Origin of the sequence: Gilvimarinus agarilyticus, assembly GCF_000832015.1 — a bacterium.
Classification (GTDB): domain Bacteria; phylum Pseudomonadota; class Gammaproteobacteria; order Pseudomonadales; family Cellvibrionaceae; genus Gilvimarinus; species Gilvimarinus agarilyticus.
In genome coordinates, this window is sequence record NZ_JXCJ01000001.1 from 2,479,839 (window position 1) to 2,494,409 (window position 14,571).

At 53.0% G+C, this 14,571-nt stretch carries 10 protein-coding genes; 5 read left to right on the forward strand and 5 right to left on the reverse strand.

The genetic code is table 11. From position 1 onward, the window contains the following. Positions 1-14: 14 nt before the first annotated feature. Positions 15-1,364: a DEAD/DEAH box helicase gene (locus SD69_RS10650; RefSeq protein WP_041523211.1), complete on the reverse strand. Its 1,350-nt coding sequence runs from the start codon at positions 1,362-1,364 to the stop codon at positions 15-17. A gap of 162 nt (positions 1,365-1,526) precedes the next feature. On the opposite strand from SD69_RS10650, the gene SD69_RS10655 reads away from it, so the two are divergent. The 3 genes from SD69_RS10655 (at position 1,527) to SD69_RS10665 (ending at position 3,279) form a co-directional block, all read left to right on the forward strand. Further along, on the forward strand, positions 1,527-2,063 hold the full coding sequence (locus tag SD69_RS10655; RefSeq protein WP_041523212.1) for an adenine phosphoribosyltransferase: 537 nt from the start codon (positions 1,527-1,529) through the stop codon (positions 2,061-2,063). A gap of 2 nt (positions 2,064-2,065) precedes the next feature. Beyond that, positions 2,066-2,284, forward strand: a complete 219-nt coding sequence (locus tag SD69_RS10660; protein WP_041523213.1) for a hypothetical protein — start codon at positions 2,066-2,068, stop codon at positions 2,282-2,284. An 89-nt stretch (positions 2,285-2,373) separates the two neighbouring features. Next, positions 2,374-3,279, forward strand: coding sequence for an aspartyl/asparaginyl beta-hydroxylase domain-containing protein (locus SD69_RS10665; RefSeq protein WP_041523214.1), 906 nt, complete (start codon positions 2,374-2,376; stop codon positions 3,277-3,279). Here SD69_RS10665 and pabB read toward each other — a convergent pair. From pabB to SD69_RS10680, 3 genes are all read right to left on the reverse strand, one after another. Continuing rightward, on the reverse strand, positions 3,256-4,674 hold the full coding sequence (gene pabB / locus SD69_RS10670; RefSeq protein WP_041523215.1) for an aminodeoxychorismate synthase component I: 1,419 nt from the start codon (positions 4,672-4,674) through the stop codon (positions 3,256-3,258). The genes SD69_RS10665 and pabB overlap by 24 nt on opposite strands. A gap of 79 nt (positions 4,675-4,753) precedes the next feature. Next, complete coding sequence (locus tag SD69_RS10675; RefSeq protein WP_052481069.1) at positions 4,754-7,870, reverse strand: glycoside hydrolase family 15 protein; 3,117 nt, start codon at positions 7,868-7,870, stop codon at positions 4,754-4,756. Between the two features lie 330 nt (positions 7,871-8,200). Further along, a complete protein-coding gene (locus SD69_RS10680) occupies positions 8,201-8,485 on the reverse strand; it encodes a transposase (protein ID WP_041523216.1) in 285 nt (94 codons plus the stop codon). Positions 8,486-8,647: 162 nt separating this feature from the next. Here SD69_RS10680 and SD69_RS18120 point away from each other — a divergent pair, with 162 nt between their 5' ends. Then, a complete protein-coding gene (locus tag SD69_RS18120; protein WP_052481070.1) occupies positions 8,648-9,364 on the forward strand; it encodes a lysozyme inhibitor LprI family protein in 717 nt (238 codons plus the stop codon). 11 nt (positions 9,365-9,375) lie between these two features. On the opposite strand, the gene SD69_RS10690 is transcribed toward SD69_RS18120, so the two are convergent. Next, complete coding sequence (locus SD69_RS10690; protein ID WP_041523217.1) at positions 9,376-10,533, reverse strand: Card1-like endonuclease domain-containing protein; 1,158 nt, start codon at positions 10,531-10,533, stop codon at positions 9,376-9,378. 591 nt (positions 10,534-11,124) lie between these two features. Here SD69_RS10690 and SD69_RS19145 point away from each other — a divergent pair. Continuing rightward, entirely contained in the window at positions 11,125-14,304 is a 3,180-nt protein-coding gene (locus SD69_RS19145; protein ID WP_052481071.1) for a polysaccharide lyase family 7 protein, read from the forward strand. Positions 14,305-14,571 lie beyond the last annotated feature (267 nt).

Genomic DNA, 14,571 nt, shown 5'->3' on the forward strand with positions numbered 1-14,571 from the left:
CCCCGGATCGCTTGTTAGCGGTTGCCGCTGGGGCGACGGGGACGGTTATTGGCTGGTTTTTTCTTGGCAAACGGCCCGCTTTTCGCCTCTACACCTTTGCCGCCGCCACCCGATTTACCACCGCCGCTATTGCGGCGCTGGCGCCCGCCACCTGGGCGTTTAGGTGCTGCGCCTGTGGGCTTGTTTTTAGGCTTGGGGGCGCGGCGCGTTAAGCTCGACTCGGGAACGTCGTGGATTGGCTCAAAGCCATCGATGATTTCGCGGGTGAGCAACGTCTTAATCAGGTGCTCAATATCACTCAGCTGCTTAAACTCGTCGGCACTGACCAGTGAAATCGCCTGGCCGGTGGCCCCGGCGCGCCCGGTACGGCCGATACGGTGTACGTAATCCTCTGGTACATTGGGTAAATCAAAGTTCACCACTTGAGGCAGTTGGTCAATGTCCAGCCCCCTGGCGGCAATATCGGTAGCAACAAGCACTCGTACAGCGCCGCTTTTAAAGTCGGCAAGGGCTTTGGTGCGCGCGCCCTGACTTTTGTTGCCGTGAATGGCCGCAGCACGGATATGAGCGGCCTCTAGCTGTTTGGTAAGCTTATTGGCGCCGTGCTTGGTGCGGCTAAACACCAATACCTGCTGCCATTGGTTATCCATAATCAGACGGATTAACAGCTCCGGCTTTTGTTTTTTGTCCACCGGGCATATCCACTGCTTTACGGTGGTGGCGGTGCTGTTGCGAGGGGTGACCGAAATCTCCACCGGCTCGTGTACCAGGCCTTTTGCCAACGCCCGGATATCTTCAGAGAACGTCGCTGAGAACAGTAAATTTTGACGCTTTTTAGGCAGTACTGCGAGAATTTTTTTAATGTCGTGGATAAAGCCCATGTCGAGCATGCGGTCGGCTTCGTCCAGCACCAGCACTTCCAGATGGTCAAATTTAACCGCGCGCTGATTGTACAAATCGAGTAAGCGCCCCGGTGTTGCTACCAGTACATCTACGCCGCCACGTAATTTCATCATTTGCGGGTTGATTTTTACGCCGCCAAATACCACCGCAGAGCGCAGTTGTAAGTGTTTGCCGTAGGTGGCCACGCTTTCGCCTACTTGGGCGGCGAGCTCCCGGGTAGGGGTGAGTACCAGTACCCGAGCCTGATTGGCTCCGGCGCGTGTACCTTTGCTGAGCTGCTCTAAAATTGGCAGGGTAAAGCCTGCGGTTTTACCGGTACCTGTCTGTGCGGCGGCCATCACATCGCGGCCCGATAAAACGGCGGGAATCGCTTGCGCCTGAATCGGTGAGGGCTCGGTGTAGCCTTTTTCATCAATAGCTTTAAGGATTGGGGCAGACAGGCCCAATTGGGTAAAACTCATAGGGGTAAATCCTGTGGTGTGACCGGTACGCAGGCGCAAATTAACTTACACGCAGAAGCGTTATGGAGTGGCCGCGCATATTACAGTATCTGCGGGCGCTGCGCTATGATTAACGCGCGGGCTGTCACTGGCCCTGCCGCCTAATTTATGCCGGGAGTGCACATGAAAATCGATCGTCTAAAAGCCAGTATTACAACGGTTTCGGGTTATCCGAAGCCCGGCATAGAGTTTCGCGATATCACCAGCTTGTTGCTAGAGGCCGAGGCGCTGCGGGAATGTGTATTACGCATGGCGGCGCCTTTGCGCGGGCAACCGATTGATAAAATCGTCGCTATTGAGGCGCGAGGCTTTATTTTTGGCGCCGCGTTAGCGATGGAGCTTGGGTGTGGGCTGGTGTTGGCCCGCAAGCCCGGTAAGTTGCCTCGGGCCACCCGCAAGGCCAGCTACGTGCTTGAGTATGGTGAGGACAGCCTGCATATCCATACCGATGCCATCCGTGAAGGTGAGAGGGTATTGTTGGTGGATGATCTGATTGCCACAGGGGGAACGGCAGATGCTGTTGTATCCTTGGTGGATGCTTTTGCAGCTACCCTGTGCGGCGCCGTGTTTGCGGTAGCGCTAGAGGATCTACCCGGGATGGCAAGGCTGCGCGAGCGGGGTATCGCCGTCCACTATGTAATGAGTTTTAAAGGAGGCTAGCCATGCGATCGATGATGATAGTGGTGCTGCTAATGTTAGTGGCGTGTAGCAAGCAGTCGGTTTACGACAGTATGCGCAATGACGCCCGCTGGGATTGCGATACCGTACCGTTAAGCCAGCAAAAAGAATGTCGCGAGCAAAGCTCGGTTTCCTATGACGACTACGAGCGAGAGCGGCAAGAATTGCTTAATAGCGACGCTTCATCGGACGTGGAAGATTAGCCCGATGTTGGTTGCGGCGGCGGTTTTGAGTATTATACGCACCCCCAGCCGCTGATGGTGTGTCGCTGGCGGTCAACTAAGAGGTCAGTATGGCGGTAATCATTGGGTTAGTCATTGTCTATATTTTGTGCATTGCGTTTGTGCGCACACGTAACCGCGAGACTTTTCCGCTTAGCCGGCAGTTGTCCGACTTCTCGACATTTATGGTGCCTTTTAATTTGCCTGCTTACGGGTTATCCAAGGTGCCCACCACACCGCGGGTGAGTATTGAGCATTTTCCTGAGCTGGCGATTATTCAGGATAACTGGGAGGTTATCCGCGACGAGGCGCTAGCTCTGTATGAGGGCGGCAACATTACCGCTAAAGACGATTTACCGGCCAGCAGCTTCTACAAAGATAACCGCTGGACCAGTTTTTATCTGAAGATGTACGATCACCGAATTCCCTCTGCCCACGAGCTGGCGCCTAAAACCATGGCGTTATTGGAGCAGGTGCCCTATCTAAATTTAGCCCTGTTTGCGGTATTAAACCCCGGTAAAAAGCTCAATAAGCATCACGATCCGTTTGCCTACACTCTGCGGTACTCGCTGGGTTTGAGCACCCCCAATAGCGAAAAATGCGGGTTAAAGGTGGACGATGCCCACTATGTTTGGCGCGATGGCGACAGCATTATTTTTGATGAAACCTACCTGCACTCGGCCTATAACGACACAGACACGCCGCGTATTATTTTGATGACTGATATTGATCGCCCGCTTAAGCTCGGCTTTGTGCAAAAAGCCTACTGGCACTTTGGGCGCTTTTTTAATCGCTTATTTATGATCGATAACGTCGATGCCAGCAATACGGGTATCGGCAACAAGTTGGGGCAAGGCTTGCTGAGCTATCAAAAGCTGTTGAAGTCGATCAAGCGTAAAAATAAATCACTTTATTACGCGGGTAAGTGGCTGGTGATCGGCGCGTTGCTGCTGTTAATCGCCAGTGCCATTTGGTAGATTGGCCGCCTTCGCGTTAAACGATTCCTCCAGGGTGCGCAGTAACAGGGCCACCTTGGTAATACTCTCTTGATACTCACTTTCAGCCTCAGAATCCGCCACAATTCCGCCTCCGCCGTAGCAGTGCAGTTGCCCGGCATTGCCTATCACTGTACGAATCGCGATGTTTGTGTCGCTACTGCCGCAGGCGCTGATGTAACCTAAGCTGCCGCAATAGGGGCCTCGCCGATAGGGCTCCAGCTCGTCAATAATGCTCATCGCCCGCACCTTGGGGGCGCCCGTAATTGAACCGCCCGGAAACGCTGCGCGCAATACATCCAGCGCATTTTTGTCTGGTCGTATACGGCCGGTAATGGTGCTGACTAAGTGGTGAACATTGGCAAAGCTTTGCAGTTCAAACAAGCGAGGGGTTTTGACCTCACGGCAGGTTTTACTTAAATCGTTGCGCAATAGGTCGGCGATCATCAAATTCTCGGCGCGGTCTTTGGTGCTCGCCGATAGAGTGGCCTGGTTTTGCTGATCTTGCTCAGGGGTAGCGCCTCGGGCGATGGTGCCCTTGATAGGGCTGGTTGTGGCTTTGCCATCACGGCAGGCGATAAACCGCTCGGGCGACAGGCACAGAATGGCCCCCTCGTCCAATGGCATAAAGCCGGCGAACGGGGAGGGCAATTTGGCGCGCAAGGCCAAATAACCTGCCAGCGGATCGCCTTCGTACTGACTGCTAAAGCGCTGTGCGAAGTTGATTTGGTAGCAATCACCCTCGAGTATGTGCTTTTGGATCGTATCGAATTTTTCAAAGTAATGCTTTTTATTAGAAGATTCTCTGAACCTTTTGATAATAAAGCTTTTATTTGTTTTTTCTAGGAATGACTTTAAGTTTGTGGGCGAGGTTAACAGCGCCAAAATGGGCCCGATATCGATCTTGGGCTGCGCTACTAATACCGTTTTTTGGTGCAGGTGATCAGTAATAATCGCCCAGGCGTAAATGCCAAAATGCATATCCGGTAGAGAAATATCGGCTTTGGCGTGAGCGGGTATCGACTCCAGCCGGCGGCCTAAATCATAGCCAAAATACCCCAGCGCCCCGCCGCAAAACGGCAATGCTTCACCGTCGAATTCCGCCGGGGGGCAGTGGCTCGGGAGTAGCTCTTGCAATAGCACAAATGGATCGGCGTGGCTGTGCCGGCGAGTGTCGCCGCTTACAATATGGCTGGTGTCGCCCACGGTAGTGATTCGGCTGAGCGGGTCGGCGGCTAAAATATCGTAGCGTCCATGCTGGCTCATGGGCTGACAGCTATCAAGCCAAACCGGATAAGGCAACGTTGTGAGCATGGCGAAATACGCCACGCTGTCTTGTTGGTAAGGAAGTTCTACTACCTGTGGGCGGTGGGGCATGTCAGCGAGCGTTACCTGAAGCGAGCATTAGCCGGGCATTGTAGCGGCGTGCTCGCGTCGAGCCAACCTGTCATCGGTGTTATTCAGGGGTAACCGGTTCACGCGCAGCTGCACGGGAATTGCTGTCGGCCTCGTTAGCCAAGGCTTTCATCATGTAATCCTGGAGTACCCGGGGTGATTGCTGCAGCAGCAAATCGATATTGCGGTTATTGCCGCATAAACCCTCCGTGGCTTCGGACCAGAGTCTTGCGGCCTCTTCAAGTAAGCGGCTAAAAACCACCGGGTGCTCGAAATAGGCGTTGGGGTTGTTTTGGCAAAACAGCGTAAAGCAGTGCAGGGCTTCGACGACCGCGCTTTTATAATAACTGGGATGGAGCGACTGCGTTAAGTGGTCAATTAGCTGGGCAAAGCTCTCTTCGCCGGAGGTCATGGAACTGCGGATAAGCTCACAGTCGAGCGAGTACTCGTCGCTGTCGCTGTCGCCAAATACCAACGTGTTAGCGCTGGCTAAGCTTTGCCAAATAGCTTGCAGAAACTCATCGTCAAAACGGGTGATAAAACCGCGGGCCAGGCGCCACTCAAACCAGTCGGCGCCCACGGCGTTGGCGGTAATGGCATCACTGCCCTGTAGTAATGACGATTGCTCGTGGCCCAAATGAAAGCTGTGGTTGACGCCCTGGGAGAATACCTTGCGCTGCGAGTCGAGCACTTTGCGCAGCTTGTTGTACAAATAAGAGGGTGATTGCGTAGCGAGCCACTCTATAGGTGAAAGGGCTTCGTTGTCGTAATGCGAGCAGAGCAAAATAAAGTTGTGCAGCGCGATCGAGCGCAGGCCTTCAAACAAATAGGGACGGGTGCGAAGCAGGCCGCCAATGGCGATGATGGCCTCTTGCGCCAAAGCGCGCTCTAACGGATGCGATAAAACTTTGTGTAATCCGTCGATAATTTCATGGTTGGTGAGCTGGGAGTTTATGGTCAGCTCGCTGTCGTTCTCTTCCCCGATGGTGATTTTTAAGTGACGCGCTGCCAGTAGAGTCAGGCTGTTGGCTAAATCGTTGTGGCCATGCTGTAGGTGCGCAAAACAAATGCGAGCCAGTGCCCAGCGATTGGTTTGTTGCGCGTAATGTGACAGTGATGTAAGTAGCGCGCGTAACGTTAATGTACCATCGTCGGTGGCACTGTCGCTAAGGTTACGTCCCATCATGGCGCGCTCAAATGCCTGGGTGAGCACACTGGGATTATCGCTGTTAACGCTGTCGAGCAATTGGCGGGCGCTTGTGGTTAGCGGCGTATCGCTAAAGGGAAGCTGCGTTAAAACCTGGGTGCGTTGCGTTCTTACGGGCGTTAAGCAAAGATCAGGCAGTAGCAGCTTGGTCGCCCGCGATGCGCGCAACGCAAGGCTCGCCGATGCGTTGCCAACATGCTCGTGTGTGGTGCGCAGCTGTAGGTCTTTAAGTGCCTTAAACAAGGTCTCGGCATTGGGCACCGCACAGAAGTCGGCACTGATTTTTAGGGTAAAAACCGCCACCTCGGGGTCGATCCAGTGTTTGCGTATGTGGTTGATTTCTGAAATCAGACAGTCGGCAAAAAATTCGGCATCAAACAGCCGGTAATCGTTTTCTTCACTTTGTAACCACGACAGGCACAAGCAGGATTTGTTGTTGATTCTAAAGGTGTGTGAGGTTGCTAAGCTTTGCAAGCGCCGGCGCGGCCGGCCGCTCAAGCCAAGCGATTCGTTTGCCCCGACGCGGGTGTATACCTCTACCAAATGCGGTGCGGTAAGCACGGTTATTGGTTTTATGTCTTCCAGCGACTCGGCAATTACCCCATTTTTGGCAAGAGTGGTCTTCACCTCATCGCTCTCGGCTAAAACGACCAGTGCAATTTGCGCCTGTGAAAAACGCGTCGAACGGCGCCGAATGTAAAGTGGGTCGAGGTCCTCAGGCTTGAGGTAGTTTTCGTCTAGAAGCAGCCCGGTGTAATACAGGCTTTGTGCCCACACCAATGGAATATTCTCATTGGGTTGACGCGGCTGAGTGCGAGGTTGTTTTTTCTCGGCGGCAATGTGCTCTTTGTCCAGATAATACAACTCGGGAATTAGACCAATCCCGTCTTTGGTTACCATGAGTGATTCGATTTTTTTGCGGTAGTGCGCCGCGGTTGTGTGCAAATCGTCAAACAGCGCATTGATGTATAGATAGGTGTAAAACAAAGGCCATTCGGACTCGATATGCTCAAACTCAGCCAGCTCGGAGTGCTCGTAATAAAGCCGCGAGTTCTCTTCGATAGCGGTTTGATGGCCATCCCATAAAAAGCGCTTGCAGCCGTAATTGCCACCGAGCTTAGACAAAATGGTATCGCGGGTTTTGGTCAGTAGCTCCACCCGACCCACGGCAAAGGCGGGAAACCCAATAATCGATAACAGCGCGCTGTCTACCTCTTTAGATAACGACTCGCGCGGTAGCAGGGCGCCTAGGGTATTACGTGCTAACGATACCGCGTCGGGCACGACATGAATGACCGCCCGCTGGGTGGCGTATGGGCCAAATAAATTCAGTCCGTCCAGCGCTTGCAGGGCCGCCTTGGCCATACCTACGGAGCTGGCATTGATCTCTGTGAGGCCGTTGTTGATTTTGTTGCCGCGCTCCCAGATACCAAAATCGGGGGTGCGGTAGGCGCTGGAAATGTAGTACACCAAGTTTTGGACAAAATCGACTTCGCTGCCGGTGCAAACAATGCGTAAGCCTGAGGCTGACATTTGCGCCAGCATTAACAAAAATATGGAGGTGGCATCTATTTGTAAGTGACCCCAAGCGTCGTCCGCTACCACGGGAAGGCCGGTAGCGGTATCGTATTTGGCGTGCAGGGCGTCATAAGGGTCTAAGGTGTGCTTAAACTTTTCGACCTTGTCAGCCTGACGCATCATCGATTGCAGCAGGCCGCGCATCAGCTTGATGGTTGATTGCTGCAGCAAATCACAGCGATTTTTTTGCCCGGCGCGCTCCATAGCGATGCTCAGCGCCCATACGCTCATAATAGAGTAAACGTTATCGCGCACCCAGGCATCGGTGTAATCACCGTGATGAGTGGAGGCGGTGCTGGCGGGCAGCAACCCGGTTACCGGGTGTTGGCGCGAGAGAATGACAGTTTTCACTTCGCGGTAAATGCGCTCTAAGGTATCGTTTTGCCGTTTCATTGCGTCTTTCCGTGTTGGTGCTTCTTAGGCGATGCGGGTCGTCGATAGCTTGGTGCGCTTTGGGGCGCTGTGCTTTTCAAGCAATCCGTAAGCCAACCAAGACATCTGCTTGCAGTGTAGTCTTTGTATCTGTCGCGAATATGACGAAGTGCTCTGAATTTGCAATGTCTTTCGTATTTACGGTAGTGAGGCAGGCGGGTAAGAGGGTGTGACAGGGGGCGTGAGAGCGGCCGCTCCGGCGGCTTGTTACGCCTTCTCTTGGGGCGCCGGGGCGCATTTCGGCGCACGCCGCACGCGAGTAGAGCTCCAAGCACTAGCACCAAGACGCCGCTAGGCTGGAGCTTGTTGTAGCGCTTTAAGGCGGTTTTTGAGTGCGGTGTTTTCCTGGCGCAGACGTTTTAGCTCGCGCTGTAATTCATCCATTGCTGCAACGCTTTGGGCCATAAATTCCCGCCGCCAACGGTAAATGTTAGATTCGCGAACGCCCGTTTGTTTGGCTACTTGGGCGGGGGTTAGGCCGTCTTCGAGTAACGCGAGCGTGTGTTGCTTAAGCTCACAGGTATAGTGATTGCGTTTTTTTGGTTTTGTCGGTAATCCCACAGGTATGGCGTCCATGTTGTAACTATCTTTTAGGCTCCCGAGCCTATGGTAACGATTAATAGAACTGATAACCACTCTCATTGTTCCTTTCGTGTCACATTTTAAGGCCGCACTCTTGCCTGATAAGGCAGCAAGGTCGCTTATACTGATAACTCGATAGGCTGCGAGGTAAAACGAATGACACCGCGATTACTGCGCTTGTTGCTTGGGATTGTCGTTTTGTACTCTTTTACGGCACACGCCATGCACCCCAGCTGGGACGCCGACCATGACGGCATCAATGACTGTGAGAACGACGGTAGCTGTGACCACACTGTCAACTACAATGAGCCGCGCCCATTTTTAGTCGAGGGTGCCGTAACGAGCCCCACTTTTGATTGTGGTACCGCCAATTTGAGTGGCGCCGAACAGGTTATCTGCGAGCAACCTAAACTCTCGTGGCTCGATCAGGCGCTTGCCCAAACTTACGGCGCGGCCCTGGAAAAAACACAGGATGAGGAAAAACGGGCGCAACTTAAGGCGGAGCAGCGCGGCTGGATTAAAGGTCGTGATGAATGTTGGAAATCGCCGCCGCTCGCCGCTTGTATCGAGCAGAGCTACACTCGTCGTATTGCCGAGTTAACAGCCCGCTTTGCACTGATAGACCCGGCTGTCATCTTAACCCTTACTTGCCACGACGCGAGCCAAAAGCCACTGTTGGCCCGGTACTATTCGACTCAGCCTGCAACGCTGGTACTGCAGCGCGACGATCAGGCGAAGCTTTTGTACCGCCAGGAGGGCGGCGGGGATGCCACTTATGCGGGGCAAAATGTGGGCTTTACGCAAGTCGATAAGTACTACCAGCTACGCTGGGGCGTTGCTGGTGCCGCTGTTAAGTGCCGAGCGCTCGACTGACTGGCACTGTGTTATCGGCTTTGAATGATCAGCTTGCGTAGGTGTTGGGTAAGCGTTGGCAATGAATCTCGCTCGCACACGTGCACGTCAAATAGTACAGCCCGCTCACAGTGTTTCGCTGAAATGGCGTGAAAGCTGACAATAATGCCCGTGGTGTCGGGGCCGCCCAGATGCTTGATCATGGCGCCGAGCTTGTATACTGGCCGCTTTGCATCGGCGCTGCTAAAGCGACTTGTTTTACATTCGATCACGATCAGGCGGTTATCGTACAGCACTACCGCGTCAAGCTCGTTACGTACAGGCCGCTGTTGGTAGCTTTCCTGCCAATCGATGACAACGCTGTGGGCGATGTCCTGCAGTTTTGGCATTTCGCGCTTTAGGTGTAACAACTCACTGTATACCAACTGCTCCATCCAGCCGCCGCAGGCAAAAAATCGGGTGGCCTCTGATGTGAATACCAGTTGATTGCCCGAGAGGGAGGCAAGGTTGCGGGACTTGATGCCATCCAGCAGCGCGGTAAAGGCCGTGTCACCTTTCAGGTGAGACTCGTTTATCGTTGCCGTTAAATCATCTTCGGCTTCGGCCGCGTAATAGTTCAGTATCCCCATGGCTTTGCTGTAAGTCTCGGCATGCGTTAGCCAGTGCTCGGCCAGTGTTTTCAGTTCGGGCGCCATACCGTGGCGTTCACAGCTTTTTACCGACAGGCCGTGAGCCTTTAAAAAGGCCGGAATTTTGACGTTATCCTCTAAATTAAAGCTTGGCTCGCCGGTGGGGTTGCTCAGCCAGCGGGCCTGGTCGTGCTGGACATAAAAGGCTGGCAGGTTGCGGTAAAAAAATACTTCATGGCTAATAATGCTGATGGGTTTGTAGCTCGAGGTGTTGTTTAGAACCAGAGTGTCGCCTCGCGTTAAGCGCTCGTCCACATACGCTTCTAGCTCCGCTCTTACCCGATCCAAATCCCAGATGTCAGAGAGTGTTAGTTCGCTACAGTGGATGCCCATCGGTTGACAGGCTTGTTTTAACCATAGCGCAAAGTGTTGGTAGTGCGTCTCCGGTGGAGTGATCAGCACGATCTCGCGTGGCCTTAATCGCGCGTCAAGAATGGGGCATAAAGTAGTGGCTGGCTGATCGGTGACAATGACCAATTGAGCGTCGTGGGTAGGCTGCATAGCGAACATCCGTTTAGTAGCACGTTTGTGCCCAGTGCGGGGGCAGGTTGGTTAATTTAGCATGGCGCGCCCGGCTGGTGTCAGTTTCTGCTGGCTGTTGAGCTTATCGCGTGATCTACGCTAAAGGGGTGGGTACAAAGCCCTTCTTATGGCCAACATATTGGCTGTCCTATTTGCAGGAATTAACGAATATTAACGTAAGTGGCCCTAAAACGAGCAGTTTCGATCAAATATGCGCCACAATTCAAACTTAGTGTCGATTTTTGGCTTCAGTTCACAATAATTGGTTATAACTTCGGTGTACATATTGGTGTTCAATGGGCTATTGTTTCTACCCGATTTGGTCAGTGCGATCGTCAGCGATTGCAAGCCAATGATGACGCTATATGGCCTGGTGCGGTAAACAGGTTTTTGGCGGTTAAATTTGCACTGAAGAATAAACGAATAAACTGGGCTCTTTAGGGGCCGCACGTCGGTTTTGGTCGTTTTGATGTTTCTGTCAGTACTTCTTACGTCGCGCCTTAAGCGAATCTTGTGGATTCAATGAGTAATCTCGCGGCGATACCTATAAAAATGTAGGAGATTATGCCCATGAACAAACCGATACAGTTCCCATCCAAGTTAAAACTACTGACGGCGGTGTTGGCGCTCTCGCACACGGCAACAGGTTATTCTGCTGAGCCGGTTTCAGTGACCGCGTCCGGACACGACGGCAACGTCCCCGAAAACACGCTGGACAACAACCTCTCTACTCGCTGGTCCGCGCAAGGCGCCGGCGAGTGGATCGAGTACGATTTGGGCTCACTGTTCTCAGTCGAGTCGCTGGATATCGCTTTATACAAAGGCGACCAAAGAACCACTAGTCTCGATATCTTAACGTCGGCGACAGGCAGCAATTGGCAGACGGTATTTTCCGGTGATCAGCCGGTAAGTACTGCCGCTTTACAGTCGTTCGACGTAACCGATAGCAATGCCCGCTATGTGCGAATCGAAGGCTACGGTAACACCTCAAATGATTGGAACAGCATTAGTGAGGTTGACATTAATACCTCCGGGGCTAGCTCGTCGGCATCTTCCTCGTCGTCGTCCAACTCATCGTCTGAATGCAGCGCTTGTGAGATCAACCTAAGCGCCAGCGCAAGTACTGACGACGGCAATGTTGCCGACAATGTATTGGATGGTGACTTTGACACTCGGTGGTCAGGTAATGGCAGCGGCGCCTGGCTGCAGTTGGATTTAGGCGAAGTGCAGCAGGTTGGCAGTGTCGATATTGCGTTCTATCAGGGCGCACAACGCACGTCTATGTTTGATATACAAACCAGTATCGATGGCGCCAATTGGGACACGGTACTTTATGGCGCTGTAAGCAGTGGTGATACCACTTCATTAGAAACCTTCTCTTTGTATGAGAGCGACGCGCGCTATGTTCGCTATGTGGGTTACGGCAATAGCGAGAGCTCCTGGAACTCTCTTACCGAGATGGGTGTTAGCGCAAGCGGCGGTAATTCATCTGAGCCGAGCTCTTCATCGTCCTCTAGCAGCTCTTCGAGTGAGCCTTCGTCTGATTGCGATGCACCTGACAGCTCCAGCAGTGTGGTAGTGGGCTGTCTGGAGTATGGCACAGGTGGCACCGTGCCCATGGCTAATCTCGACCCGTCGGCGGCCCCCGGTGAAAACTTCGATATGAGCATCTGGAAAATTACGTACCCAGACTCCAGTGAAGAGTTTCCGCCTCAAGTGAGCGAAGACGAATTTTATACCGACAGCAGTACGGGCGCCATGGTGTTTCAGTGCCCCAACAACGGTGGCTCAACCTCGAACTCGTCTTACTCGCGCAGCGAGTTGCGCCAAATGCTGAATGAAAGCGCTGGCACAACCAKCCTTGGTAACAACTGGGTTATCGATACAGCGTCGAGCTCCGATCAGGCCGCCGCAGCTGCTGTAAACGGCAACATGAAGGCCACCGTCTCGGTTGACCGTGTGTCTAATACCCACGATGACGGCTCGGCCTGGCGGGTAGGGCGCGTCATTGTCGGTCAGATTCACGCCTCAGACGACGAGCCGTTAAAAATCTACTATCGCAAACTACCCGGCCACACCAAAGGCTGGATTTACATGGCCTATGAGGATTCCGACACCGAAATTTTCATTCCGCTGTTTGGCGATTCGGAAACTGATGAGTACGGCTTAACCTCAACGGTGGAGCCCGTCGAAGACGGCGTCGAATTGGGCGAGAAGTTTAGCTACGAAATTAACGTAGTCGGCCGGGAAATGACCGTGACGGTAACCAAAGCCGACGGTACCTTTGCACGACAAACGATTCATTGGGCCGAGGAGTACAGCAGTGACTGGTTCTACTTCAAAGCCGGCGCCTACAACCAAAACAATGGTGGTGACAGCAACGACTACGCCCAGGTTTCCTTTTATAACCTCGAAGTAAGCCATGGCGATGATGTTGGATCGGGCGGTACCGGTGACTCTGACGATGATGGGTCTTCCGATGGTGGCACGGGCTCGGGCGATGACACGGGCTCCGGTGATGATTCGGATTCAGGCGATTCGGGTAACACCGGTGGTTCAGTAAGCGTGAAGGCAACGGCTAGTTCAGATGATGGCAACGTTGCCGCTAATGCCACGGATGGTGATCCGAATACCCGGTGGTCCGCCAATGGTGACGGTCAATGGTTAGAGCTTGATCTCGGCAGTGTCCAAACCGTCGGCAGTGTTAATGTGGCTTTCTATCAAGGTGATCAACGTCGCTCTTGGTTTGATATCGACACCAGCACCGACGGATCCGATTGGAGCAATGTTTTATCAATGGCGGCCAGCTCTGGTGAGAGCACCTCGCCCGAGAGCTTTTCGGTGACCGAAACCGAGGCACGCTATGTGCGCTACATCGGTTATGGTAACAGCGCTAACAGCTGGAACTCAGTGACTGAAATTAATGTAAGCTCCGAAGGCGGCTCCACGGGCGGCGACAACTCAGGTGGTTCAGGTGACGGCGGTGATACCGGTGGCGGTACGCCAGGCAATGCCGAGATTCCATCGGATTTAATGAGTAACTGTAACCAATGGAAAATTACCTACCCTGACGGCGTCGAAGACAAAACACTGTGTGGTGAGCCGAACAACGAGTATTTCTACGTTAATGATGCCGGTAATGGTTTGGTGTTTTACGCACCGGTACGTGACGGTAACGGTACGACACCTAACTCGAGCTACATTCGCTCAGAGCTGCGTGAGCGTGAAGCTGATGGCAGTAAAGACATTTACTGGACTACATCTGGCCAGCACACGGTATATGTGAAGCAGGCGATTACTCACTTGCCGATCGTAAAAAGCCATCTGGTGGCGACCCAAATCCACGGCAACAAAGATGACGGTATTGACGATGCGTTGGTGCTGCGCTTAGAGGACAACCACCTGTTCCTTAGCTTTAACGGTGGCAAGCTTCGCAGTGACGTAACCGTGTCAAACAATTACAGCCTTGGTACCACACACGAGGTGATGTTTGAGGTCATCGACGGTAAGCATTACGTTTACTACAGTGAAGATGGCAATTTGGCTGATGCATATGCGTCGGGCAACGCGAGCCAATACTTAGTGCGCGATGGCTCTAACGACTATGTCATGGATCGCAGTTATGGTGAGGCCTACTTCAAAATCGGCAACTATACGCAAAGTAACGCCGACCGAGAAGAAGACCAAACTGGCGACCCTGACAACTATGGTGAGGTCGTTGTATACGATTACTGGGTCGATCATCAGTAACGCGTATTGACACTTAGGTACGCCTCATCGTCTTCGGCGATGGGGCGTATTTTTTATCCGGCGACAGCACTTGGCCGCCGCTCACGATTTAGACCTCAGAAATACCGATGTAACGTTCTTTTCTCTTTTCTCTTTTCTCTTTTCTCTTTTCTTTCTTTTCCTGTTAATACGACTGAGCGCCGGATGGCCATCTAGCCTTTAGCCCGGTGGTACATGAGTAATAAATGACGACAATTGCCGCGAGGTTTTAAAGGGGAGGGGGGGGCA